Here is a 23591-nt window from a genome sequence, read left to right as displayed (position 1 = left end):
CGCCCTAACGCAACCCCCGGACATAGGCCGTGGCCCGCCGTAGGTCGTGGAGCCGCGCCTCCCAGGTGATGCCGAGGAAGAGCAGCAGGAGCCCGGCCGCGCCGAGGACCCACCACTGCTGCAGCGAGTGGGCCGACGGCATCTGCGCCAGGGCCAGGACGGAGGCGACCAGGGCGCCACCGACCAGCGGTGCTGCCCAGCGCAGCCAGGCGCCGCCGATGATGAAGGCGAGGCAGGCGATGCCGAGCACCGCGGTGCGCATGGAGACGGGGTCCTGGAGGGCTGCCGGCACGGACGGGACCAGGGCTAGGAAGACGCCCGGCCCGAGCACCGGCAGCGAGGCGACCTCGCGGTCGAGGCGGAGCTTGACGACGCCGAAGACGAGCAGCGCGATCGCGGGCGGCAGGGTGTAGGACTCCCAGGTCGTGACCGAGGTGTCGGCCAGCCGGATCCACAGCGCGACCGTGGCCAGGCCGGCGCCGACCCAACCCAGCCAGCGCCGCTCGTGGTGGGCGATCGCGTGCGCGGAGACGGCCGCGGCGAGCAGGATCATCAGGATGCTCAGCCAGGGAAGATCGACTCCGCTCGAGCCGACCGCGGTCGGCCCGTCCGGGGTCAGGACGATCGTGGGGCCGAAGGTGACGGTGCCGACGACGATCGAGACGACCGCGGCGACGGCGGCGGTGATCTCGGCCGAGGGCAGCAGCCGGAAAATGGTCACGAGGGCCAGGATCACGATGATCCCGGCCGCGGTGTGCGGCTCGGCGATGCCGGTGAGGGACGCGAACATCCAGCAGAAGGCCGTCAGCGTGACGATCCAGTAGGGCGCCGTGACGGCCTTGGTCTGCAGCTCCTGGGTGAGGCGGTCCACGGCGACCGCGGCGGCGGTGAGGACGCCGGCCACCACCAGGGCGAGCAGCTCGTTGCCGAAGGCGGCGCCGAGCGATCCCAGGCCGAGCAGGCCGGCGACGGTGAGCCGCGGCCCGGACTGCTGCGGCTCGTGGCGCAGGATCGTCGCGATGCACATGACACCGGCGATCAGCAGCAGGATCGACAGCCAGTCGGTGTCGAGCACGCCGGCCTCGCCGAAGGAGCCCAGGCCGATCGACACGAGGGCACCGGTGGCGGCCGCGGCCTCGATGGCGGGGCTGCGGCGGACGAGCACGATGACGCCCATCGCCACCACGACCACCACCGCGGTGTAGGAACGGTCGACGTCGGCCAGCCGGGCCGCCTGCCACACGGTGGCGGTCAGCGCGAGGATCCAGTAGGCGGTCGCGACCTCCCGGGTCGTGCCGGACTGGACGCGGTCGACGACGATGCCCAGGGCGGTGAGGATGAGGGTCACGGCCAGCGCGAGCACGTCGCCGGAGAGCACCGCGGCCGTGGCTGCGCCGAGCCCGACGGTGCCGGCCACGGCGAGCGCGGGAGGCTGGCGGTGGTGCACGCCGATGGCCGCGGCGAGGATGGTGGCGATGGTCAGCAGGACCGCAGCCCAGGTGACGTCGACCGCGCCGATCCCGATCGAGATCGCGGCGCAGGCCACCGTCGCCCACCAGCCCGACGCCCGGAAGCGGAACAGCGTGATCAGCCCGAGGAGCGTCACGATCACGCACGCGGCCCACTGCCGCTCCACGTCGATCAGCGGCGCGAGCGACCACAGGCCGAGGGTGAGCGTCGCGACCGAGTAGCTGGCGGCGACTTCGCGGTGGATGCCGAGCAGACCCTGACCCGCGTACGCAGCCACCGCCGCCAGCGCGAGCGCGACGACCACGGTGAGCAGGTCGCTGGGTAGTGCGGTGGCCAGTGCAACCAGCCCGAAGATGCCCGCGGCGACCAGCCGTGGCCACCGCTCCGCCCACCAGGCCAGCGCGACCGCGACCCCGAGCAGCAGCAGCGCCGGGACGAGCAGCGGGGCGCCGTAGCAGGCGGCCGTGATCGCGAACCCGGTGAGGCCGCCGGAGAAGGTGATCCAGCCGACCGTGGGTCGGTAGGTGCGGAACGCGGGTGGGTTGAACCGGTAGAACCAGGCGGTGCCGAGGGCGAGGATCGCGAGCAGCGCCGGCAGGGCCAGCCAGCCCGGCAGCAACGGCTCCGGACCGGTGACCGGCGAGAACGCGGACTCGGTCCACGGCACGGCCGCGAGCCGCACGGCGGCCGAGACCGTCAGGATCAGGACGGTGATGCCCAGGCCCACGGCGTAGGGCGTCAACGCGGTGGCGGCCCAGCGCCAGGGCCGGGGGAGCACCACCAGGGCGCCCGCGGCGACCAGGGTGACCACCACGGCCACGACCGTCAGGGTGACCGCGCCGTCGTCGAGGGCGGGCTGGGTGAAGGTGTAGGCGGTGATGAGGAGGGAGATCCCGACCATCGCGACCTTCGCGTCCTTCGGCAGCGGGAACAGCAGTGCCACGACCGTCAGCACCGCGGCGGCGCCGAGCAGCAGCGGCAGCGTGCCGCCGCGCAGCAGCTCGGAACCGGTCAGCGCGGGATCGGCCAGGCCACGGACGATCAGCATCAGCCAGAAGCCCGCCATCACGACCATCGCGCCGATGGTCAGCGCCTGCAGGTCGGTCTTGCTCGCCACGATCACCACGAGGAGGGCGATGACCGCGGCGACCAGCGGGAACCAGATGAGGTCGGAGATGAGCTCGAGACCGATCAGGGCGGTGAGGACGCCGGCTGCGGCTGCCACCTGCGGCCCGATCACCGAGTCGAGCTTCTCGCTGCGCGCGCCGATCAGGGACATCGCGGTGCCTGCCAGGAAGACGACCACGCCGACGACGACCAGGAAGCCACGGTCCCAGTCGGCGCCACCGAGCCAACCGGCGTACTTCATCCCGGCTACGTCCAGGGCGAGCAGACCCAGTGCGAGCGTCCAGACTCCTTCGGTGCCGGCGCGCAGCTCGAGATGCATCAGCACCGCGCCACCGATCGTGAAGAGCGCGGTGAAGACGAGCAGCATCGTGGTGCGGCCGCCGACGCCCATCGTGGCCCAGGCGACCGCGAGGAAGATGACGCTCGCGACCAGCAGGAAGAGCACGCCGACGCCGACCAGGATCAGCGGCACGGTGATCGGCGCCCGCCGGGCGACCGGAGCACCGGGGAACGGCGCCGGTCCGGCCATGGCCACGGCCGGCGCCGGGGCCGGGAGGGGGGTGACGTCGGGCTCGGGCTGGATCTGCGGCGGCGCCGCGGGCGGCGCGCCGACCGGCACGGGAGCGGGCGACGGGGTCCGTCGCGCGGCCCGGCTCGCCTCCTCCCGGATCGAGCGCAACCGCGTCATGAGTACGTCGGCCCGCAGCAGGGTGCCGTAGAGCTCTTGCGCGACGGCGTTCTCCAGCGGCAGACCACAGTGCGGGCAGGGGCTGGTGCCGGGCTCGAAGGCCTCCCGGCAGTCGGGGCAGCGACCAGGATCGGCGTACTTCACAGCCAACCATCCTTGCGTAGATCCGCCGATGTGCGTGCGGGAAACGCAGGGTGTGCGCTGAGACTTGATCCAGAACGACAACCGGCTTCGACCCATAACTGCTGGTCGAAGCCGGTTGTTGCTTGTGGGCAGGGGCGGGGTCGAACCGCCGACCTATCACTTTTCAGGCGATCGCTCGTACCAACTGAGCTACCTGCCCAAGCGAGGTGAAACATTACCGGAAGCAACCGCGACGTTCCGAATCGGGACCCGAAACCGGACGCGCGGCCTCGCTTTGGCGGCCTCGGACGCAGGCCTCTAGGATGTCCCGGCAGGCCCCCTTCGTCTAGCGGCCCAGGACCCCGCCCTTTCACGGCGGTAGCGCCGGTTCGAATCCGGTAGGGGGTACACAGTCTTTCCATGGCTCGAGTCTCGCCGCGCGACAGGCCGGCCGGCATCCGCACGGATACTCATATCCACGACGCACGGGGCCGCCCGGATGCCACACTTCCCAGCATGGGTGCCAGCGTGAGGGCGTGGACGTCGCCGGCGGCGATCGAGGTCGAGAGCAGGCTCTTCCGGGCTCTCGCGGTGTTGCGCGTGGTGGTGCTCGTCAACGCCGTCGGGCTGACCGTCTACCGGGCCGGCAACTTCGTCTCGCCCACGGCCGCGCTGGTCTGTGCGCTCGTCATGATCGGCTGGACCGTCTTCGTCGTCTGGGCGTACGCAGAGCCGAGCCGCCGCACGGCGGTGCTCGTCGGTGCCGACCTGGTGGTCGCCCTCGGTCTTCTGCTCGTGACCCCGCTGGTCAAGGGTCCGGGGTTCCAGGCGAGCGTGCCGGGATTCTGGGTCAGCGGCGCGCTGCTCGCGTGCGCGATCCACTATCGCTGGCTCGGCGGCCTGCTGGCCGGCGTCGCGCTGGCGGCCGCCGACCTCGTGCTCCGTCAGGAGATCGACCAGTCGATCTACGGCAACGCGTTCCTGCTGGTCATCGCGGGCCCCGTGGTGGGCTACATGTGCGAGTCGGTGCAGCGGATGGCGCTCGAGCGCGACGAGGCGCAGCGGGCGGCCGCGCGGGCGGAGGAGCGGGCACGGCTCGCCCGGGCGGTGCACGACGGGGTCCTCCAGGTCCTCGCCCTCGTGCAGCGTCGCGGGGGCGAGCTGGGTGGTGACGCCGCCGAGCTGGGCAGGCTGGCGGGGGAGCAGGAGCGGGAGCTGCGGCTGCTGATCCGCGGCGAGCAGCCCGGCCGGGGCTCGGCTGCCGGACCGGCTCACGGGATGGCCGACCTCGCCGCCGCTCTCGCCGAGCTCGAGACCGGCACCGTGACCGTGTCCGGCCCCGCCAACGCCGTCGAGATGCCCGCACGCCGGGTCGGCGAGATCCTCGCCGCGACCCGCGCGGCCTTGGACAACGTACGCCGCCATGTCGGTGAGGACGCCCGCGCCTGGGTGCTCCTGCAGGCCTTCCCCGACCATGTCGAGGTCTCGGTGCGCGACGAGGGCCCGGGGATCCCCGACGGTCGCCTCGCCGTGGCGGAGCAGGACGGCAGGCTCGGCATCGTCGGTTCGATCCGGGGCCGGATCCTCGATCTCGGGGGCACGGCCGAACTCATCACAGGAGGGACGGGAACGGAATGGGAACTGACAGTTCCGCGAGGGTGATGGTCGTCGACGACCATCCGATGTGGCGCGACGCGGTCGAGCGCGACCTGACCGGTGCGGGCTTCGAGGTCGTCGCCACCGCCAGCACCGGGCGCGAGGCGATCACCCGCTTCGCCGCGACCCGGCCGGACGTCGTGGTGCTCGACCTGCAGATCCCCGAGCCCGACGGCGTCCAGGTCACCACCGAGGTCGTCGCCCTGCATCCCGCGACCAAGGTCCTCATCCTCTCCGCCTCGGGCGAGCAGAACGACGTGCTCGCCGCGGTCAAGGCCGGCGCGACCGGCTACCTCGTCAAGTCAGCCTCCCGCGACGAGCTCCTGGAGGCCGTACGCCGCGTCGCGGACGGCGACCCGGTCTTCACCCCTGGCCTCGCCGGCCTGGTCCTGGGCGAGTTCCAGCACAGCGCCGCCACCGAGGTGCGGGGCGACAAGCCCATGCTCACCGACCGCGAGACCGAGATCCTCAAGCTCGTCGCCAAGGGGCTGAGCTACCGCCAGATCGCCGACCGTCTCGTGCTCTCTCACCGGACGGTTCAGAACCACGTACAGAACACGTTGCGCAAGCTCCAGATGCACAACCGGGTCGAGCTCACGCGGTATGCGATCGAGCAGGGGTTGGATGCTGACTGAGCCTCTTTTTTGACGCGCTTCGGGTGGTGTGTTTTGGGGTTGGGGTTTGCCGCCGACCCTTTCTTGGAGGGTGTTCTCGGCGGCGTCGGAGTCAAGGACGGCCTGCGGCCGCCGGCTTCGCCGGTCGCCTTCGGCGATCCTTGACACCGGCCGTCGCCGAGAATTTTGGCTGGTTATCGGGTCGGCGGCAGGGGTTTGGTGCGACGGTCTTGGTTGGGTGCCGGCTTGGGAGGGTCGGCCGGTGTTGTTTCGTCCCGGTCGGTAGGGCGGGGTGGGAGGCGAACGAACGTTCGTTCGTGCCGAGCCCTTCGCTGCGGAACATGGGATCGGTGGGTGAAAGAAATGTTTCTTTCACCGGGGGTGGGCATCCAGCAGGGAGGCTCGGCGGGGCGAACGAATGTTCGTTCGCCCCAGAACAGTCACCTTCCCAGGAGCGAATCTTCCGCGGCCACACCCGGGCCGCCGCCCCGATAGCCAGCCAAATCTTTCTCGACCTGGTCCGGTGTCAAGGACCGCGCAAGCGGCCGGCGAAGCCGGCGGCCGCAGGCCGTCCCTGACTCCGGGCCAGGTCGAGAAACACTCGAGAACGGGTCGGCGGCCCACACCAACCCCGAGTAGCGGCCCACACCAACCCGAGAAACAGTCATCCGGCCGAGTCATACGAGAGAATCCAAGGGTGGTCTCGCTTCTCTATCTTCACGGCGTCGGCAACGGCGACCCCCGCGACGCCTGGCGTCGCGCGCTGGACAGCTCGCTGCAGGAGGCCGGCTACCCGGGGCTCGACGAGGTCGAGGTGATCGCGCCGAAGTATCCCGACGTGCTCCGCACCGCCGACGGCGACAAGACCATCAAGATCCCGCCGATCACCGCTCCCAAGCTGAGCGCCGAGGAGCAGCGGGACGTACGCCGCCGGGTCGAGCGCGCGACCGCGGAGCTCGAGTCGGTCCTGGGCGAACCCGTGCCCGCCTCGCCGGTGGGCGTGACCGACTCGCTGGCTCCGATCGTGCTGCGGGTGCTCCGCCAGGCGCACAACTACGTGACCAAGCCCGGCATCCGGGCGCGGACGCTGCGGATGGTGCTCGACGAGCTTCCCGAGGAGGGGGAGATCGTCATCGTCGGCCACAGCCTCGGCTCGATCATCGCGATCGACCTGCTCCGCCGGCTCCCCCCGAAGCTGACGGTCACCGGGCTGGTGACGATCGGTAGCCCAGCCGCCCACCCGAACCTCCACGAGGACTCCGACCGCCTGGAGATGAAGGCACCGGTGGACCACGTCGGGTGGTGGGTCAACGTGTGGAGCAACGGCGACGCGGTGACCGGTCTGCGCGGCATCTGGCGCCACTTCCCCTGGGCGCTCGACCTCCAGGTCGGGCTCGGTCTCGACCACCGCACCACCACCTACCTCCGTTCCAAGCCGGTCGCCAACGCGATCGGGCGCGGCCTGTTCGGCTCCCTCAGCAAGGAGGTGGCGATCGTCGAGGGCACCCCCGACGTCGCGCTGAACTCCCTCGAGGTGCGCCTGGCGCTGTGGCTCGCCTACGCCCAGTTCCTCCGCGACCACCTCAAGGGGGCCACCCAGGAACGCTTCGGCGCGGCCCTCCGTGTCGTGCAGCACGAGGTCCTGGAGCGGCTGATCGAGAACTACCAGGCCGATGACGTACGCATCCCGCAGCAGCTCCTCGACCTGCGCGTCTCGCCGACGGTGCCGTTCACGGAAGGCCCGGGGGCCCGGGACCTGCCTCGGCCCAAGCCGTTGACCCAGCTCTCCAAGGAGGAGGCCGTCCTCGCCCTGGTCGCGCTGGCGACCGCCAATCCGGTGCGGCCCTACGAGATCGACGTCCCCGACGACGTACGCCGTCAGGCATTCCACGACCTGACGGTCTGGATGGGGCTCGGGGGAGGGCTCGGCGAGAATCTGCACATCGCGATGCAGTCGGCGTCGAAGGCCGTCTACCCGGTCGACCAGTGGAAGCTGTGGGTCGGCATCGGGATCGGCGCGGCCGTGCTGGTCGCCGGGCCGATCGGGCTCGCCCTGGCCGCCCCCGCCGGGCTGGCCGGGGGAGCGGCGATCGTCGGCGCGCTCTCCGCCTTCGGGCCCGGCGGGATGGTCGGCGGGCTCGTCACCGCCGGCGCGATCACCACCACCGGTGCCGGCACGATCGCCGCCACCCTCGTCTCCAGCTCGTCCACCGCCGAGGACGTCGAGGTCACCGTCATCCAGCTCCTCACCGCTGCGATCCTGCGCGCCCGCGAAGGCCTCGAGCAGGATCTGGGGGTCTGGCTCGCGATGTCCGAGATCCAGCGTCAGACCGGGCGCGAGGTCGCCCGGCTCGCCGCCTACAGCGACGAGAAGGCCCCCGGCGTCGAGGCCCTCCGACGCAAGGCCCGCGCGGCCGAACGGGCCATGGCGTACATGGTCAAGAACCGGCTCGTGGAGGGCCTCACCGACGAGGAACCCAAGGGCGACGAACCCTTCGAGGAGTAGGACGCATCCCCGATTGTGAATCCCCCGCACCCATGGGCTATGTTTTTCCCGTTGCCGCACACAGCGGAAACAAACAAGGCCCTGTAGCGCAGTTGGTTAGCGCGCCGCCCTGTCACGGCGGAGGTCGCGAGTTCAAGTCTCGTCAGGGTCGCGGACGAATCAGAGAGGGCGTGTGTCGCAGAAATGCGACCACGTCCTCTTCGTCATTTACATGGCGGGCTCCGGCCGCGGCGGGGGATATCCCCGCACCCCCTTAGCCCCCTCGGGGTCAGAGTGTTTCGCGTTCGTCCGGTGGTCGAGCCGCCGGACCCGCTAGGCGGAGGCGTGTCGAGACCAACACAGTTCTCGGCCCGCTCGTCCAGCTCGTCCGGCTCGTCGTTTGCCCCTGTTTGCTGTGGCTGGAGGGCCTTGTTTCGGTTGGTGTGACCTGTGGGTCGGGTGTTGTTCCGGGACGGCGGGACACGCCGGGCTGTGGCGAGCGCGACGGGGCTCGAGCGTGGGAGGGTGGTCGTCCTGCTTCGGCAGGAGTCTCGGGCCGGAGATCCCTCGATCTCACCCCCGGTTCGGGCCGTTCAACCGTGTGGGATATAAGCCGATTTGGCGGTAACGTGCGGGCTGCTGTCCTCTCGTGAGAGGATTCTGCCGCTTGTGTCGACGTCGCAACTCGGCAGGGCACGGGGGAACGACTAAGACGTTCGGTATTCAGGAGGCAACACCACCATGTCGTCGTACTACCCGCATCGGCCGCCCCATGCGGCGAGTGCGGACGAGCTTGCGTCACGGATGCAGACGAACGGTGCCTACCGCACCCCGGCCGCCCCGGCGCAGCAGCAGCCCCCCGCCCTTGGTTGGGACCAGCGTCCGCAGCAGTCCCAGGCCCAGCCGCAGTACCAGGAGCCCGCGATCCAGCAGCCGGCCGTGATGGCGCAGACGACCGGAACGCACTGGCCGCAGTTCGTCAACAACAACCGTCTCATCGGCGCGCTCATCGCCGGCTTCGGTGCCACCCAGCTCGCCACGATGTTCGGCTACTGGATCTACGGCCTCGGCATCATGGAGGGCCCGCTGGACTTCGCGTTCTTCAACGGCGTCATCCTGACGCCGAACGCCACCGCCAACGAGGCCGGCTTCGCCGTCTCGCAGTGGTTCGCCGGTATGGGCTTCCACTACTTCAACGGCATGGTCTTCGCGCTCGCCTACGCCCTGGTGATCTTCCCGTGGCTCGGCAAGACCCACACCACCTCGAGCAACCTCGCGCGCTCGCTCGGCATGGGTATGTTCCTCGCCACCGCGTCCTGCGGCTGGTGGATCCCGGCCCTGCACCCGGAGGATGTCATCGGCATCGACCCGGGCTTCTTCTCGATCAACCTCGGATGGGGCACCGTCCTGGGTGTCTACCTGTGGCACGTCGTCTGGGCGGTCGCCCTCGGCCTGTTCTTCAACCCGCAGGACTGACCCACAGCAACACGAAGAGCCCCAGCCAACGGCTGGGGCTCTTCTTCATGTCTGCCCGACAGGGCGAGCTGCGGAGCAGCCGCAGACTACTCGGGCCAGGCGTCGAAGACCTGGCCACCGTTGGTGGTCAGGTGGTTGTGCAGCTGCTCGCCGGCAGCGGCGTCGCGCAGCGTACGGAGTACGAGGCGGCGCCGGTCGGACGGGTTGGCCGTCGGCGGTCCCGGGGTCAGCGCCATGGTCTCGGTGACCCGCTCGGCCAGCAGCCGCAGGTGGCTGCGCTCGCCACCGGCGTAGATGACGTGGGTGTGCTCGAGCGGGGAGGCCCACACGATGTTGCCCTCGACGACGATCAGGCGTGACTCGGTGGCCATCACCTTCATCTCGACGTCGGTCATGTTCTGGATCATGTCGGCCCCGGCGACGATCGACTCGCCCTCGTGCAGGAAGGCGGGGAGCGCGTGGGTGAGGTTGGCCTCGATCAGCGCGGCCTCCTCGCGGGCCCGCTGCTGGGCTCCCGCCTGACCGCCGTACGCGCTGCCGACAGCGCGCTGGGCGCCGGTGTTCGGCGCCTGCCCGTAGGCGCCGGTGTTGGTGCCGTACGAGCCCTGGTTGGGGTAGTAGGAGCCGGTGTTCGGGTAGGAGCCCGGGTTCGGGTAGGACCCCGGTGCCGGCGCGACGCCGTAGCTGGTGGCGGTGGGGGTGGGCTGGCCGTAGGCGTTGCCCGTGCCGTACTCACCGCCCCAGCTGGCGTCGACGTTCACCTGCGCGCCCGCGGCTCGCGCGGCGTAGTCGAGGGTCGGGAAGAAGTCGTGGAAGGCGTCCTTGTCCCGGATCTTCATCGTCGTGGAGTAGGACGATCCGGGGACCAGCGCCTCGATGATGAAGTCGCCCAGGCTGGGCGGCGGAGGAACACCGATGAAGGTCAGCACGGCCAGGTTGACGGAGAAGACGCGCTCGTGGAACTCGAACATCACCCGGCGGTCGGTCAGGAAGGCGTGACCTGAGGCGTTCCCCTCGTGGGGGAACTTGACCGCGACCCGGGCCCACTGGACCTCACCGGGCTGCAGCAGCGACTTCACCAGGAGCCAGTCTCGGGTCTCCGAGGCGATGGCTCGGCTGTTGGGATCATGCGCCATCCGTCGGTGGAAATCCTCCACGGGTCGGTGGCCTACGGTGATGGACGCCGAGGCCCTTCTCATTGAGCGCATGTTCGCAAACCCTAGCCCTTCCTCCTTCTAGTGTGGACAGTTTGTACCAGCAGGGTCGCGATGTTGTGGAATCCCCTGATGTAGATGACATCTCAACTGCATGACGGCTACGCACACCTGCCTATTGACAGAAAACTGACAGGCCGTCCGACCACCCTCTTCGGTGGGTATCCCTGACGACGGGGATCGGCGAGGGGATGGGGCTGTGATGACTGGTTCGCCTGTGGCGACGGCAAGAGAGACGACCGGCGTGCACTGGAGCGAGCTGCCGTGCGCGATCGAGGACGCGGACCTGTGGTTCGCCGCGACCAGCGCCGACGCGGACCGCGCCAAGGAGCTGTGCCGTACGTGTCCGCTGCAGCGTTCCTGTCTGCAGGGCGCGATCGCTCGGCAGGAGCCGCACGGCGTGTGGGGCGGCGAGGTCTTCTACGAGGGAATCGTCGTCGCGCGCAAGCGCACCCGGGGCCGCCCGCGCAACGGAGAGCTCCACCAGCGGGACCTGGAGCGCCAGGCTCGCGCAAACCTTCGGAAAAATACGTCGGAAGCAGTTGCGTAGTCGTATCTGTCACCCGGCAGAATGTCTGCTGTGGGGATTGAGATAAGCCCAGAGCGCTTCGACGCACTTGTGGACCAGGCGCTCGACGCCATTCCGGATGAGCTCGCCGCCCAGGTGCACAACCTCGTCGTGCTCGTCGAGGAGTGGCCGCCGGAGGGCGAGCCTCGCGACACCCTCGGACTCTACGACGGCGTCGCGCTGACCGACCGCAACGACCTCTACGGCCTCACCCTGCCGGACCGGATCTTCATCTTCCGCCAGCCTCTCCAGCAGATGTGCGTGGACGAGGCCGACCTGGCCGCCGAGATCCGCATCACCGTCGTCCACGAGATCGCCCACCACTTCGGCATCGACGACGACAAGCTCCACCAGCTCGGCTGGGCCTAGGTCCCTAGAGGCTCGACCCGATCAGCCAGCCGAGGCCGACCGCGGCGCTTCCCACGGCGAGGGAGCCGAGGACGTTCAGCGCGGCTGATCGCCAGCGGCCGTCCTCGGCCAGGCGGACGGTCTCGTAGGAAAAGGTCGAGAACGTCGTCAGGGCCCCGCAGAAGCCGGTGCCGGCCAGGGTGAGCACCCAGCCGGGAAGTACGCCGTTCGCGGCCGCCCCCGCCAGCAGGCCGAGCACGAACGAGCCGACGGCGTTGACCGCCATCGTCCCCCACGGGAAGTCCGAACCGGTCCATCGCCGGACGTAGAGGTCGGTCAGGTAGCGCGCCGGAGCGCCGATCGCACCACCGAGCACGACCAGGAGCGCGGTCATCGCTCCACTCCTCGGCCCGTATCCGGGCCGGGGTCGGGATCGAGGTCGGGGTCGATGCCGTCGACCACGACCTCTCGGCCGCTGTCGAGCACGACCACCCGGCCGAGTGTCAGCCCGAGCCAGGCGGCGCCGATCCCGCAGGCCACCGAGGCGAGCAGGTAGAGCATCGCGATCGCGGGCATGTGCCCGCCCAGGACGTACGTCTCCAGCTCGTAGGTCGAGAACGTCGTGTAGCCACCGAGCACGCCGACCCCGAGGAACGGGCGCAGGTAGCGGCCCCAGAACGGGACCGTGGACAACGGGCCCAGGACGAACGCCATCAGCACGCCCAGCAGCAGGCAGCCGGAGACGTTGGTGAGGAAGGTCGACCAGGGCCAGGAGTGGCCGCCGTGGGGGAGGATCGTCGTGAGGCCCCAGCGGGCCAGCGAGCCGAGCGCTCCGCCGGCAGCGATAGGGGCGAGCAGGTCGCCATGCTCACGCAGCACGCGGACAGCGTATGCCCTACCGGAGCGGCCCGGTCATCTGTGCCGCGCTCCACCGGGTGGGGCGGCCGCCGGCGGCCTGGGTGAGGTATTCACCGAGGAACCAGCGCTGGAAGGTGACCTGCTCGGGCGAGCGGGCCAGGACGAGCAGACGCTCCTGGCGGCAGAACTCGTCGATGAGGTCGAGCATGTCGAGAAAGCGGCGCATCGTCTCGGCCGCGGACCGCGGCATGCGTACGTGCAGGTCAGCCGTCTCCCGGTCGCGGCCCGAGCTCGAGCCGATCACCCCGGAGAGCTGGCCGTGGCCGAGGCCGTCGAGGAGCTGGCGCTCCAGCGAGCCGAACAGGGCCGAGAGGCTGGCGGCGAGAGGGTAGTCGTTGGCATGGGCGAGCGAGAGGAGGCGTACTTCTCGCCGCAGCTCCCGGAAGTGGTGCTGGAAGCCCTTGTAGAGGGCGACGGGCACGCCGAGGATGCTGACCTCGACCGCCTCCGGGCCGAGGCGCTCGAGCCGGGGTGGTGCGCCGGCGGGCCCGGTGATCACGCCCTCGACGCCGTCGCCCTCATCGATCTCGGTGGCGGGGGTGAACCAGACGGTCTTCCCGGACGCGTCGATGTCGGCGCCCCAGGCCTCCGAGACGCTGGCCACGATCGAGAGGCCGCGACCGACCGTCAGCAGGACCTCGTCCTCGTCGTCGAGGGCGAGCGGGACCGGCAGCAGCGGCGGTTCGGTCGAGCCGTCACGGATCTCGACGCGGGGGTGGTCGACGGTGCCGCGCATCCGGATCGTGACCGGGGCGGTGCCGTGGAACAGCGCGTTGGAGACCAGCTCGGAGACGCCGAACTCGGCGCAGTCGACGAGGTCGGTGCGCTCGATCTCCTCGCAGGCCGCCCGGACCCAGACGCGAGCGTCCTGGACGGCGCGGGAACCGGTGCGGAGCAGGAGAGCGGGCCGGCTCAACGGCATGTCTCCTCCTCCGATCTCGCGGGTCGGCATGCACACGATCTCGTTGTGTGCTGTTCGTTGCAAGAATTTTCCGCACTTGAAGGTGTCTGATCCGGGCCATGGACCACTAGGGCATAAGGTCCCGGTCGCCCTCACAGATTAAAGTCAAGGGGTTTCGACTCGATAACGGACACGCGGTGCGAGCACATACTCGGCGGCCGTCCGGCAACTGTGACGAAGTAGTCGTGCCCGGGAATGAACAGATCCGCCGGCATGGTTCAGAATATGAGGTGGAACGTTCAAAAGGTCTCGTTTGAGGTAGGGGATTAGTCAATGTCAGCGGACCAGGCAAAGCACCGGGTCGTCATCATCGGTTCCGGTTTCGGGGGGCTCTTCTCCGCGAAGGCGTTCAAGGGCCGCGACGACGTCGAGGTCACCTTGATCGCGAAGACGACCCATCACCTGTTCCAGCCGCTCCTCTACCAGGTGGCGACCGGAATCCTCTCGCAGGGCGAGATCGCCCCGCCGACCCGCGACATCCTGCACCGGCAGAAGAACGCCACCGTGCTGCTCGGCGAGGTCAACGAGATCGACACCGAGGCCAAGACGGTCAAGGCGGGCATCCTCAACCAGGAGATCGATGTTCCCTACGACTCGCTGATCGTCGCCGCCGGTGCCGGCCAGTCCTACTTCGGCAACGACCACTTCGCCGAGTTCGCGCCCGGGATGAAGTCGATCGACGACGCGCTCGAGCTGCGTGGCCGCATCTTCGGCGCCTTCGAGATCGCCGAGCTGACCGCCTCGCGCGGTGAGCCGATCGGTGACCTGCTCACCTTCGTCGTCGTCGGTGCCGGTCCGACCGGTGTCGAGATGGCCGGCCAGATCGCCGAGCTGTCCCGCCGAGTGCTGAAGAAGGACTTCACCTACATCCAGTCCGAGAAGGCCCGGGTGGTCCTGGTCGACGCCGCGCCGCAGGTGCTGCCGCCGTTCGGGGAGAAGCTCGGTGCCAAGGCGGAGAAGGCGCTGGAGAAGGCCGGTGTCGAGGTCGTCCTCGGCGCGATGGTCACCCACGTCGACGAGTTCGGCATCGAGATGAAGTTCAAGGACGGCAAGACCCAGCGGATCGGCTCGATCGCGAAGATCTGGGCCGCCGGTGTGCAGGCGTCCTCCCTGGGCAAGACGCTCTCCGAGCAGACCGGCGCCGAGCTCGACCGCGCCGGCCGGATCGCGGTCAACCCCGACCTGACCCTGCCCGGCCACCCCGAGATCTTCGTGGTCGGCGACATGATCAACCTCAACCACCTGCCCGGCGTCGCCCAGGTCGCGATCCAGGGTGGCAAGCACTCGGCCAAGACCATCAAGGCCCGCCTGAAGAACAAGCCGGAGCCCGGCGACTTCAAGTACTTCGACAAGGGCTCGATGGCCACCATCTCCCGCTTCAACGCGGTGCTGATGATGGGCAGCTTCAAGCTCTCCGGCGTCCTGGCCTGGTTCGGCTGGCTGCTGGTCCACCTGGCCTACATGACCGGGTTCCGCAACCGGCTCACCGCGACGCTGCACTGGATGATGTCCTTCATCGGCAAGGACCGCTCGGAGCGCACCACCACCATGCAGCAGATCTTCGCCCGTGAGGCGCTCGAACGCGTCCCGGGCGGTATGGCCGCCCTCATCGACGACCCGGCCGAGGTGGCTCTGCAGGTCGAACGCCGCCGCAAGGAGCTCGAGGAGCACGCTGCCGAGGAGTCGCGACTGGCCGACTCCCACAGCGCCTCGTAGCCGCTGCTTCCCGACCGGCCCGCCGCAGACGATGTCTGCGGCGGGCCGATCTGTTTCCGCGCTCCGAGATCGGTGCTTGCTATTGTATGCAGACACGGTGTCTCATTAATCCGTTGATGAGACACCCGCTATCGGAGGAGGACGCGTGAACGAGCGCCGGCGAGTGAACCAGGTGACCGAGGTGACGAAGCGGCTGGTCGAGACCACCGACGGGCTGGAGCTCGCGGTCTTCGAGCAGGGACCGGCCGACGCGCCGACGGTGGTGCTGGTTCACGGCTACCCCGACAACCACTCCGTCTGGGACGGGGTCGCAGAGGTGCTCGCCGACCGGTTCCACGTCGTCGCCTATGACGTCCGCGGCACGGGCGAGTCGGGGGTGCCGGGCTCGACCGCCGGCTACCGCCTGGCGCAGCTCTCCGCGGACTTCCAGGCGGTCATCGACGCCGTCTCGCCCGATGCGCCCGTGCACGTCGCGGCGCACGACTGGGGCTCGATCCAGACCTGGGAGTCGGTGACCGACCCGGCCCTGGACAGCCGGATCGCGACGTACGTCTCGATCTCGGGGCCCGACCTCGGGATGGCGACCACGTGGCTGCGCGAGCGGACGCACCTGGGGAGCTCGCTGCGGCAGCTGGCCCACTCCTGGTACGTCTTCGCCTTCCAGCTGCCGTTGCTGCCCGAGGCGATGGTGCGCTCGGGGCTGCTCGACCGGTTCGTCGGTGGCGGGCCACGACCGACGAAGGACCAGGTCAACGGCGTCGAGCTCTACCGCGCCAACTTCCTCGGCAAGCTGCTCCGTCCGCAGCCCCGGTCGACGAAGGTGCCGGTGCTGGTGATCGCCCCGCGCGGCGACGACTACGTGACGGTGCCGCTGCAGACCGAGGCGCCCCGGGCGTACGTGTCGTCGCTGGCCACCCAGGTCATCGACGGCGGCCACTGGGTGGTGGCCGCCGAACCCGAGCTGGTCGCGGGCGAGATCGTGGCCTTCATCGAGAAGGAGGGCGTGCGATGAGCAGGACGACCAAGGAGAGCAAGCGCGGGCACGAGCCGGCGAAGGTGGCTCTCCACCCGCGGAACGTGAAGTTCGACTGGAGCAAGCTGCCGCTGGTGTGGATCCCGGGCGAGGTCTTCGCCTCCCACTACGTCAACGTCCTGCACCTGCTGCTGCCCGAGGGCGAGCGGTGGTTCGTCAAGGTCTTCTCCGAGATCCTGCCGCTGATCGAGGACGACCAGCTGCGTGAGGACGTGATCGGCTTCATCGGGCAGGAGGGCGTGCATGCCGCCGCCCACCAGGAGGTCCAGGACTACTTCACCGACAACGGGCTCGACGTACGTCCGTTCGCGGCCGAGATCGAGGCGCTGTTCCGCAAGATCCTGGGCGACCGCGACCTGACCGGCCGGGCCAAGGAGGAGTGGTTGATCGAGCGGGCCGCGATCATCGCCGGCCTCGAGCACCTCACCGCCGTGCTCGGCAACTGGGTGCTCAACTCGCCCGCGCTCGACGCGGCCGGCGCCGACGAGACGATGCTCGACCTGCTGCGCTGGCACGGTGCCGAGGAGGTCGAGCACCGCAACGTGGCCTACGACGTCTTCCAGCACGTCGACGGGCGCTACCTGCGTCGGGTCCGCTCCTACCTGCTCGGCGGCACCGCGCTGCTCGTGCTGTGGTGGCGTGGCGCCGGCTACCTGATGGACCACGACCCGACCCCGCTCGATCCGGCACAGCCCGATCCGGCGAGGCGGCCGAGGGCGAGGCTGTTCCAGCTGATCGACGCCGAGCGTCGTGGGCTGGTGCCGGGTGTCGTACGCATCGGGTGGGCGACGTGGAAGTTCTTCCTGCCGAACTACGACCCGGCCAAGGAGGGCTCGACCGCCCAGGCGGTGAGCTATCTGGCCAAGTCGCCCGCGGCGCTGCGCGCCGACGCGATCGCGGAGACGCACAGCGTGGAGGGCACGTGACCAAGCCCGCGCACTACACGGTCCCGGACATCCCCGACTCACGGCTCTACCGAGGCTTCGAGGCGATCGTCGGGGGCTACTGGACCAAGGCCGCCTACCGCTCTTGGCGCGGTCGCAGGCCGCTCGGGCGGATCGACCGCGACCTGCACGTACGCGTCAGCCGGATCGACGAGGAGGGTCTCGACGTCAGGGCGATCTGGTTCGAGCGTGAGGACGGCAGCGACCTGCCGGCCTGGGACCCGGGCGCGCACGTCGACGTGGTGCTGCCCAGCGGGCGGCTGCGGCAGTACTCGCTCAACTCCGACCCCGACGACCTCTCCGCCTACCGGATCAGCGTGCGACGGATCGCGCCGACCGCGGGCGGAGGCGGCGGGTCGGTGGAGGCGCACTACCTCTCCGTCGGTGACCGGCTGGTCCTGAAGGGTCCGCGCAACGCCTTCCCGTTCGTCGACTCGCCCGCCGGCTACCTCTTCGTCGCCGGCGGCATCGGGATCACCCCGATCCTGCCGATGCTGCGCGACGTGGTGCGGCGGGGCGTGCCGTACGAGTTCGTCTACACCGGACGCTCGCGCGAGACGATGCCGTTCCTGGAGGAGATCCGGGAGATCGTCGGTGACCACGAGATCCAGCTGTGGCCTGACGACGAGCGGGGCGTGCCCGACGCGGCCAAGATCATCTCGATGGCGCCCGAGGGCGCCGCGCTCTACTGCTGCGGGCCGATGCCGATGATCGACGCGATCCGTGCGCAGATCCCCGACCCGCTGATCGACACGCTCCACTACGAACGGTTCTCGCCGCCGCCGGTGCTCGGCGGCCGTCCGTTCCGGGTACGCCTCGGCGACTCCGACGTCGAGGTGGAGGTGGGCGCCGAGGAGTCGGCGCTGACCGCGGTCCGGCGGGTGCGGCCGGCCCAGGCGTACTCGTGCCAGCAGGGCTTCTGCGGCACCTGCCGGGTCCGGGTCCTGGAGGGCGAGGTCGAGCACCGCGATCACGCGCTGGCCGACTACGAGCGTGACGGCCACATGATCCTGTGCGTCTCGCGCGCGAAGGGGACCGTGGTGATCGACGGCTGATCGATAACGGTTTGCCCCTCGGGCCGCGGGCTGATGTCCTGTGCGACATGACCGCCCTCGCCGTTCCCTCCATCGATCTCTACGACTCCTGGGCGGCGTGCGTCGCGGAGTTCGGCGGAGCCCACCTCGACGGTGCGTCCATCCCCGACGAGGAGGCCGCCGACGTGAGCCGGGAGGCGTGCGAGCGGCTGGTCGCGAAGACCGCCCGGGACCGCGACGTCACGATCCCGCCGCCCGCGGGGCGGGTGCACGCCTCGTCCTTCTGGATCACCGAGGGCTCCGAGGTGGTCGGGTTCATCCAGCTGCGGCACGCGCTCAACGAGTTCCTCGAGAACGTGGGCGGCCACATCGGCTACTCGGTGCGTTCCTCGGCCCGCCGGCGAGGTCACGCCGGGCGGGCGCTCGGGCTGGTCCTCGACGAGGCCCGGGAGCTCGGCCTGGAGCGTGTCCTGCTCACCTGCGACGACGACAACGAGGCCTCCGCCCGGACCATCGAGTCCCAGGGCGGCGAGCTCCAGGACGTCATCGACGCGGCGGCGTACGGCTACGGCCCCACCCGGCGCTACTGGATCAAGCTGTGAACGAGCAGGGCGTCGCCACCGAGGGCGAGCTGGAGTGGGCGTTGGCCGGTGACTCTGCCGCCCCCACAGAGCTGGTCGAGGAGGTGCTGACCGGGCTGCGCACCACCGGCCGTGCGCCCGAGGTGGACGTCGAGGTGCTGCGGGCCGCGGCCTTCCGGCTCGTCTCCGAGCACAGGCTCGACGAGGTCGGGCGAGCCTGGCTGGAGCTCCTCGACGCGGTCCGGGCGCACCCGGACGCCCGGCTGGCGGATCTGCCGCCGGCACGCACCGACTGACCTCTCCTGGTAGCCCGTCAGCTCGACAGCGAACGGCGGCGACTCGCCAGGCTGGAGAGGCCCTGGGCCGCGGCCCGGACGAGGGTCACGTGGGCCTCGGGCCGGAAGCGGCCGACCGGGCCGGTGACGCTGATCGCGGCCAGCGCCTTGTCCCCGCCCTCGGCGAGGACCGGAGCCGCGATGCACTGCAGCCCGACGGCCGACTCCTCGCGCTCGAAGGCGACGCCGTTCTCGAGCACGGCAGCGAGCTGCCTCTCCAGCAGGCCGGGCGCGACGATCGTGTGAGGCGTACGTCGCTCGAGGGGGCTGCTGAGGATCTCCTGCTGTGCCTCGGGGTCGGCGTACGCGAGCAGGACCTTGCCGATGGCGGTGCAGTGGACGGGCATCCGGCCGCCCGGCCGGGAGGGCGACTTCGCCTGCCGATGGCCGCCGATCTTGGCGACGTAGACGACGTCGTGACCCTCGCGTACGCCCAGGTGGACGGTCTCGTGGGTGCGCTCGTAGAGGTCCTGGAGGAACGGCATCGCCAGCTCCAGGAGCGAGCGCTCGACCGAGGCCCGCATGCCGAGCTCGAAGAGACCGCCGGAGAGGCGGTAGCCGAGGTTGGTGCGGTCCAGGAGGCGGTTGGTGACCAGGTCGCCGGCGACACGGTGGGCGGTCGCCTTGGGGAGTCCGGTGCGGCGGACGAGCTCGGCCAGCGAGAGCACCTGGTCGTCGACCGTGAAGGCCCGCAGGATGGTCACCGCCTTGCCGAGCACGGTGTCGAGATCGGCAGGTTGGTGCGTCATGGGATCACCGTACCGGTCAGCGGGACGCCTGGCCCGCTCCTTTCGCCCAACTGCTGAGACCGTGGGCCTATGAACGAAGTGACCTCCCCGTCCGATGCTGCCGTCGATGCCGCGGCAGATCGGCTGCTGACCGCCGCGGCGACCGGTGTCCCCGTGCCGCCGATGCGGGACCTGCTGGACGCGACGGATCTGAAGACGGCGTACGCGATCCAGGAGCGGCTCACCGCCGGCCGGCTCGCCGCCGGGGCGACGATCGTGGGCCGCAAGATCGGGCTCACCTCCAAGGCGGTGCAGGAGCAGATCGGCGTGGACACCCCGGACTTCGGCGTGCTCTTCGACGACATGGCGTACGCCGACGGGGACACGCTCCCCGCCGACGCGATCCTGCAGCCGCGGGCCGAGGCCGAGATCGCCTTCGTCCTCGCGGCCGACCTGGCCGACGGCGACCTCTCCTACGACCAGGTGCGCGAGGCCATCGACTACGCCGTCGCCGCCATCGAGATCTGCGGCAGCCGGATCGCCGACTGGAAGATCGCCTTCGGCGACACGGTCGCGGACAACGCCTCGGCCGGTGCCTATGTCCTGGGGTCGGAACGGCGACGGCTCGACGAGTTCGAGCCGCGCGAGGTGACCATGTCGATGTCGATCGACGACGAGGAGGTCTCGACCGGCACCGGCGCCGCCTGTCTGGGCGATCCGGTCAACGCGGTCCAGTGGCTGGCTCGCTACGCCCGTGACTTCGGTGAGCCGCTGCGTGCCGGCCAGCTCATCCTCTCCGGCGCGCTCGGCCCGATGCGGCCGATCGCCCCGGGCAACACCGTTCGTTCCACCGTGTCGGGCCTCGGCTCGGTGACCTTCAGCGTAGGGAAGTGACGTCCATGCCAGCGGAAAGCACAGCCAAGACGAAAGTGGCGATCATCGGTTCGGGGAACATCGGCACCGACCTGATGATCAAGGTGATGCGAACCTCGCAGCACCTGGAGATGGGCGCGATGGTCGGGATCGACCCTGCCTCGGACGGTCTGGCTCGCGCCGAGCTTCTCGGGTTCGCGACGACGTCGGACGGCGTCGAGGGGCTGATCGCCCTGCCGGGGTTCGACGACATCGAGATCGTCTTCGACGCGACCTCGGCCAAGGCGCACGTCGCCAACGCGGCCGCGCTGGAGCCCTACGGGAAGCGGCTGATCGATCTCACTCCTGCCGCGATCGGGCCGTACGTCATCCCGGCCGTCAACATCGACGAGCACATCGACGCCCCGAACGTGAACATGGTGACCTGCGGCGGGCAGGCGACGATCCCGATCGTGGCCGCGGTCGCGCGGGTCGTACCCGTCGCCTACGGCGAGATCGTCGCCTCGATCTCCTCGCGCTCCGCCGGTCCCGGCACCCGGGCCAACATCGACGAGTTCACCGAGACCACCTCGGGCGCGATCGTGCAGGTCGGCGGTGCCAAGCGTGGCAAGGCGATCATCATCCTCAACCCGGCCGAGCCGCCGCTGATCATGCGCGACACGGTGTATGCCCTGGTCGAGGGCGGCTCGCGGTCCCTCGAAGAGCTGACCGCGGAGATCACCGAGTCGGTCGAGAAGATGGTCGGCGACGTCGCTGCGTACGTCCCCGGCTACCGCCTCAAGCAGAAGGTCCAGGTGCAGGAGATCCCCGGTGACCAGCCGGTGGAGACGCTGCTCGCCTCGGCCGACGAAGCCCGGCCGACGCACCAGGTGTCGGTGTTCCTCGAGGTCGAGGGCGCCGCGCACTACCTCCCGGCGTACGCGGGGAACCTCGACATCATGACCTCGGCCGCCCTGCAGATGGCCGACCGGATCGCTTCGCCCAAGGAGGCCGCGCGATGAGCACTCCCATCTATGTCCAAGAGGTCTCGCTGCGCGACGGCATGCACGCCGTCCGCCACCGGATCACCCCCGAGGACGTCAAGCGGATCGTCATCGCCGCCGACGAGGCCGGCGTCGACGCCATCGAGGTCGCCCATGGCGACGGTCTGACCGGCGGGTCGGTCAACTACGGACCCGGCTCCAACTCCGACTGGGAGTGGATCGAGGCGGCCGCCTCGGTCATCAAGAACGCCCGCCTGACCACCCTGCTGCTCCCCGGCGTCGGCACGATCCACGACCTGAAGAGGGCCTACGACCTCGGCGTACGGTCCGTGCGCGTCGCGACGCACTGCACCGAGGCGGACGTCTCGGCCCAGCACATCGCCGCCGCGCGCGAGATGGGGATGGACGTCTCCGGGTTCCTGATGCTCTCGCACATGGCGCCGCCCGAGCAGCTCGCCGAGCAGGCCAAGCTGATGGAGTCCTACGGCGCCCACTGCGTCTATGTCACCGACTCCGGCGGCCGGCTGACGATGAACGACGTCCGTGACCGGGTCCGTGCCTACCGGTCCGTGCTCGACGACGAGACCGAGATCGGCATCCACGCCCACGAGAACCTGTCGCTCTCGGTGGCCAACTCGGTCGTCGCGGTCGAGAACGGTGTCTACCGGGTGGACGCGTCCCTGGCCGGTCATGGCGCCGGTGCCGGCAACTGCCCGATCGAGGCCTTCATCGCGGTGGCGAACCTGTCGGACTTCAAGCACAACTGCGACCTGTTCAAGCTCCAGGACGCCGCCGACGACATCGTCCGTCCCCTCCAGGACCGCCCCGTCCGCGTCGACCGCGAGACGCTGACGATGGGCTACGCCGGCGTCTACTCGTCCTTCCTCCGCCACGCCGAGAACGCCTCCGCCCGCTACGGCGTCGACACCCGCGACATCCTCATGGAGTGCGGCCGCCGCGGCCTGGTCGGCGGCCAGGAGGACATGATCGTCGACATCTGCCTGACGAAGCTCGCCGAGCGCGAGGCCGCCGACGCCTGACGGAGTCAGCCGGACGTGGGAGTCCTGAGGTCACAGGGTGACGTCGGGACTCCCACGTCAGGCTTGGACGAACCGTCGCTCGCCATTCCCATGCGCATGCACGGAAATGACGGGCCACCGTGTGACTGAAGCCGCAACTTCGGCACATATGTGTGGAAGTTGCGATCGGGGGCGCAGGTCTGAGCGAGACGTACGTGCCCTCGGGAGGAGTCGAACCTCCATCTCCGGCTTCGTAGGCCGGCGTCGTAGTCCGTTGGACCACAAGGGCGTGGCGGGGCCTGGAGTCGAACCAGGACCATCGGGCTTATGAGGCCCAAGGCGTCGCCGGACACTCGCGTCGAATCAAGGTCTAAGCCCGGGCGGTGGGAGTCGAACCCACTTTCCGCGGGTTTGGAGACCGGCCGCCTATCCGTTGGCTCACCCAGATGCAGGCGAGCTCTGTGCCGGATCGGCTGTTACAGGGCTCGCTCCTGGAGGTGGCGTCGCCAGCGACGGGCAGTCGGCATGTGTCCCACTGCTCCACCTCCTTGGATCCGCGCGGCTCGGTGCTGCGCTCGATGACCACCACGCTACGCAGCCGCTCGTGTGGGCGACAACTGGTTTATCGGGATATCCCGATATGGCGCCATGACTACCGAAAGGGAGTCAGGTCCTTTGACTACGTTTTCGTAGTCA

Annotated in this window: 21 protein-coding genes and 4 tRNA genes; 17 read left to right on the top strand and 8 right to left on the bottom strand. The window is 69.8% G+C overall.

Translation table 11 applies throughout. The features are described from left to right. Window positions 1-4: 4 nt before the first annotated feature. Both ACZ6WN_RS09570 and ACZ6WN_RS09565 read right to left on the bottom strand, forming a co-directional pair. Entirely contained in the window at window positions 5-3430 is a 3426-nt protein-coding gene (locus ACZ6WN_RS09570; protein WP_465864338.1) for an SCO7613 C-terminal domain-containing membrane protein, read from the bottom strand. 125 nt (window positions 3431-3555) lie between these two features. Next, window positions 3556-3629 (bottom strand) — tRNA-Phe (locus ACZ6WN_RS09565). A gap of 115 nt (window positions 3630-3744) precedes the next feature. On the opposite strand from ACZ6WN_RS09565, the gene ACZ6WN_RS09560 reads away from it, so the two are divergent. The 6 genes from ACZ6WN_RS09560 (at window position 3745) to ACZ6WN_RS09535 (ending at window position 9640) form a co-directional block, all read left to right on the top strand. Beyond that, a tRNA-Glu gene (locus tag ACZ6WN_RS09560) sits at window positions 3745-3817 on the top strand. 108 nt (window positions 3818-3925) lie between these two features. Next, complete coding sequence (gene macS, locus ACZ6WN_RS09555) at window positions 3926-5071, top strand: MacS family sensor histidine kinase (RefSeq protein ID WP_465864337.1); 1146 nt, start codon at window positions 3926-3928, stop codon at window positions 5069-5071. Then, a complete protein-coding gene (locus ACZ6WN_RS09550; RefSeq protein ID WP_465864335.1) occupies window positions 5044-5700 on the top strand; it encodes a response regulator in 657 nt (218 codons plus the stop codon). The genes macS and ACZ6WN_RS09550 overlap by 28 nt, the downstream gene beginning before the upstream one ends. 676 nt (window positions 5701-6376) lie before the next feature. Beyond that, complete coding sequence (locus ACZ6WN_RS09545; protein ID WP_465864333.1) at window positions 6377-8185, top strand: PGAP1-like alpha/beta domain-containing protein; 1809 nt, start codon at window positions 6377-6379, stop codon at window positions 8183-8185. 77 nt (window positions 8186-8262) lie between these two features. Beyond that, window positions 8263-8336: transfer RNA gene (locus tag ACZ6WN_RS09540), tRNA-Asp, on the top strand. 632 nt (window positions 8337-8968) lie between these two features. Further along, on the top strand, window positions 8969-9640 hold the full coding sequence (locus tag ACZ6WN_RS09535) for a hypothetical protein (RefSeq protein ID WP_465864332.1): 672 nt from the start codon (window positions 8969-8971) through the stop codon (window positions 9638-9640). A gap of 86 nt (window positions 9641-9726) precedes the next feature. Here ACZ6WN_RS09535 and ACZ6WN_RS09530 read toward each other — a convergent pair whose 3' ends face one another. Continuing rightward, a complete protein-coding gene (locus ACZ6WN_RS09530; RefSeq protein WP_465864331.1) occupies window positions 9727-10776 on the bottom strand; it encodes a hypothetical protein in 1050 nt (349 codons plus the stop codon). Between the two features lie 280 nt (window positions 10777-11056). Here ACZ6WN_RS09530 and ACZ6WN_RS09525 point away from each other — a divergent pair, with 280 nt between their 5' ends. Together ACZ6WN_RS09525 and ACZ6WN_RS09520 are read left to right on the top strand one after the other, a co-directional pair. Continuing rightward, window positions 11057-11404 (top strand): WhiB family transcriptional regulator, encoded by a 348-nt coding sequence (locus tag ACZ6WN_RS09525; RefSeq protein ID WP_357334458.1) that lies wholly within the window; start codon window positions 11057-11059, stop codon window positions 11402-11404. Between the two features lie 30 nt (window positions 11405-11434). After that, window positions 11435-11791 carry a metallopeptidase family protein gene (locus ACZ6WN_RS09520; RefSeq protein WP_465864330.1) on the top strand — a complete coding sequence of 119 codons (357 nt, stop codon included), beginning with the start codon at window positions 11435-11437 and terminating at the stop codon, window positions 11789-11791. Window positions 11792-11795: 4 nt separating this feature from the next. On the opposite strand, the gene crcB is transcribed toward ACZ6WN_RS09520, so the two are convergent. Genes crcB through ACZ6WN_RS09505 form a run of 3 tightly spaced genes read right to left on the bottom strand, consistent with a single transcriptional unit; the run spans window position 11796 to window position 13610 of the window. Then, complete coding sequence (crcB, locus tag ACZ6WN_RS09515) at window positions 11796-12164, bottom strand: fluoride efflux transporter CrcB (RefSeq protein WP_465864329.1); 369 nt, start codon at window positions 12162-12164, stop codon at window positions 11796-11798. After that, a complete protein-coding gene (locus ACZ6WN_RS09510; protein WP_465864328.1) occupies window positions 12161-12649 on the bottom strand; it encodes a fluoride efflux transporter FluC in 489 nt (162 codons plus the stop codon). Before ACZ6WN_RS09510 ends, crcB begins: the two co-directional genes overlap by 4 nt. A gap of 16 nt (window positions 12650-12665) precedes the next feature. After that, entirely contained in the window at window positions 12666-13610 is a 945-nt protein-coding gene (locus ACZ6WN_RS09505) for an ATP-binding protein (RefSeq protein ID WP_465864327.1), read from the bottom strand. Between the two features lie 312 nt (window positions 13611-13922). Here ACZ6WN_RS09505 and ACZ6WN_RS09500 point away from each other — a divergent pair, with 312 nt between their 5' ends. The 6 genes from ACZ6WN_RS09500 (at window position 13923) to ACZ6WN_RS09475 (ending at window position 19253) form a co-directional block, all read left to right on the top strand. Next, window positions 13923-15365 (top strand): NAD(P)/FAD-dependent oxidoreductase, encoded by a 1443-nt coding sequence (locus tag ACZ6WN_RS09500; protein ID WP_465864326.1) that lies wholly within the window; start codon window positions 13923-13925, stop codon window positions 15363-15365. Window positions 15366-15510: 145 nt separating this feature from the next. Then, window positions 15511-16377 carry an alpha/beta fold hydrolase gene (locus ACZ6WN_RS09495; RefSeq protein ID WP_465864324.1) on the top strand — a complete coding sequence of 289 codons (867 nt, stop codon included), beginning with the start codon at window positions 15511-15513 and terminating at the stop codon, window positions 16375-16377. Then, window positions 16374-17324, top strand: a complete 951-nt coding sequence (locus ACZ6WN_RS09490) for a metal-dependent hydrolase (RefSeq protein ID WP_465864322.1) — start codon at window positions 16374-16376, stop codon at window positions 17322-17324. The genes ACZ6WN_RS09495 and ACZ6WN_RS09490 overlap by 4 nt, the downstream gene beginning before the upstream one ends. After that, window positions 17321-18397 (top strand): PDR/VanB family oxidoreductase, encoded by a 1077-nt coding sequence (locus ACZ6WN_RS09485; protein WP_465864321.1) that lies wholly within the window; start codon window positions 17321-17323, stop codon window positions 18395-18397. The genes ACZ6WN_RS09490 and ACZ6WN_RS09485 overlap by 4 nt, the downstream gene beginning before the upstream one ends. Window positions 18398-18444: 47 nt before the next feature. Continuing rightward, the gene (locus ACZ6WN_RS09480) at window positions 18445-18978 is read left to right on the top strand and encodes a GNAT family N-acetyltransferase (RefSeq protein ID WP_465864319.1); all 534 of its coding nucleotides are present in this window, start codon (window positions 18445-18447) and stop codon (window positions 18976-18978) included. Next, complete coding sequence (locus tag ACZ6WN_RS09475) at window positions 18975-19253, top strand: hypothetical protein (protein ID WP_465864318.1); 279 nt, start codon at window positions 18975-18977, stop codon at window positions 19251-19253. The genes ACZ6WN_RS09480 and ACZ6WN_RS09475 overlap by 4 nt, the downstream gene beginning before the upstream one ends. A 17-nt stretch (window positions 19254-19270) precedes the next feature. On the opposite strand, the gene ACZ6WN_RS09470 is transcribed toward ACZ6WN_RS09475, so the two are convergent. Then, the gene (locus tag ACZ6WN_RS09470; protein WP_465864317.1) at window positions 19271-20041 is read right to left on the bottom strand and encodes an IclR family transcriptional regulator; all 771 of its coding nucleotides are present in this window, start codon (window positions 20039-20041) and stop codon (window positions 19271-19273) included. Window positions 20042-20110: 69 nt separating this feature from the next. On the opposite strand from ACZ6WN_RS09470, the gene ACZ6WN_RS09465 reads away from it, so the two are divergent. Genes ACZ6WN_RS09465 through dmpG form a run of 3 tightly spaced genes read left to right on the top strand, consistent with a single transcriptional unit; the run spans window position 20111 to window position 22916 of the window. Then, complete coding sequence (locus ACZ6WN_RS09465; RefSeq protein ID WP_465864316.1) at window positions 20111-20914, top strand: 2-keto-4-pentenoate hydratase; 804 nt, start codon at window positions 20111-20113, stop codon at window positions 20912-20914. A 5-nt stretch (window positions 20915-20919) separates the two neighbouring features. Beyond that, entirely contained in the window at window positions 20920-21894 is a 975-nt protein-coding gene (locus ACZ6WN_RS09460) for an acetaldehyde dehydrogenase (acetylating) (protein ID WP_465864314.1), read from the top strand. After that, complete coding sequence (gene dmpG, locus ACZ6WN_RS09455) at window positions 21891-22916, top strand: 4-hydroxy-2-oxovalerate aldolase (RefSeq protein ID WP_465864313.1); 1026 nt, start codon at window positions 21891-21893, stop codon at window positions 22914-22916. The genes ACZ6WN_RS09460 and dmpG overlap by 4 nt, the downstream gene beginning before the upstream one ends. A gap of 195 nt (window positions 22917-23111) precedes the next feature. Here the strand turns inward: dmpG and ACZ6WN_RS09450 are convergent. Then, window positions 23112-23184 (bottom strand) — tRNA-Arg (locus ACZ6WN_RS09450). Window positions 23185-23591: the final 407 nt, after the last annotated feature.

The sequence above is a fragment of the Nocardioides sp. NPDC054178 genome (assembly GCF_055585005.1).
The sequence above is the reverse complement of the archived record's forward strand: the minus strand, read 5'-3'. Positions and strand labels throughout refer to the sequence as shown.

Excerpts from the sequence above, each read along its gene's own strand:
- macS (WP_465864337.1), top strand. The coding sequence starts at position 3,926 with ATGGGTGCCAGCGTGAGGGCGTGGACGTCGCCGGCGGCGATCGAGGTC.
- ACZ6WN_RS09550 (WP_465864335.1), top strand. The coding sequence starts at position 5,044 with ATGGGAACTGACAGTTCCGCGAGGGTGATGGTCGTCGACGACCATCCG.
- ACZ6WN_RS09535 (WP_465864332.1), top strand. The coding sequence starts at position 8,969 with ATGCAGACGAACGGTGCCTACCGCACCCCGGCCGCCCCGGCGCAGCAG.
- ACZ6WN_RS09530 (WP_465864331.1), bottom strand. The coding sequence starts at position 10,776 with ATGGCGCATGATCCCAACAGCCGAGCCATCGCCTCGGAGACCCGAGAC.
- ACZ6WN_RS09525 (WP_357334458.1), top strand. The coding sequence starts at position 11,057 with ATGACTGGTTCGCCTGTGGCGACGGCAAGAGAGACGACCGGCGTGCAC.
- crcB (WP_465864329.1), bottom strand. The coding sequence starts at position 12,164 with ATGACCGCGCTCCTGGTCGTGCTCGGTGGTGCGATCGGCGCTCCGGCG.
- ACZ6WN_RS09505 (WP_465864327.1), bottom strand. The coding sequence starts at position 13,610 with ATGCCGTTGAGCCGGCCCGCTCTCCTGCTCCGCACCGGTTCCCGCGCC.
- ACZ6WN_RS09500 (WP_465864326.1), top strand. The coding sequence starts at position 13,923 with ATGTCAGCGGACCAGGCAAAGCACCGGGTCGTCATCATCGGTTCCGGT.
- ACZ6WN_RS09490 (WP_465864322.1), top strand. The coding sequence starts at position 16,374 with ATGAGCAGGACGACCAAGGAGAGCAAGCGCGGGCACGAGCCGGCGAAG.
- ACZ6WN_RS09480 (WP_465864319.1), top strand. The coding sequence starts at position 18,445 with ATGACCGCCCTCGCCGTTCCCTCCATCGATCTCTACGACTCCTGGGCG.
- ACZ6WN_RS09470 (WP_465864317.1), bottom strand. The coding sequence starts at position 20,041 with ATGACGCACCAACCTGCCGATCTCGACACCGTGCTCGGCAAGGCGGTG.
- ACZ6WN_RS09465 (WP_465864316.1), top strand. The coding sequence starts at position 20,111 with ATGAACGAAGTGACCTCCCCGTCCGATGCTGCCGTCGATGCCGCGGCA.
- ACZ6WN_RS09460 (WP_465864314.1), top strand. The coding sequence starts at position 20,920 with ATGCCAGCGGAAAGCACAGCCAAGACGAAAGTGGCGATCATCGGTTCG.
- dmpG (WP_465864313.1), top strand. The coding sequence starts at position 21,891 with ATGAGCACTCCCATCTATGTCCAAGAGGTCTCGCTGCGCGACGGCATG.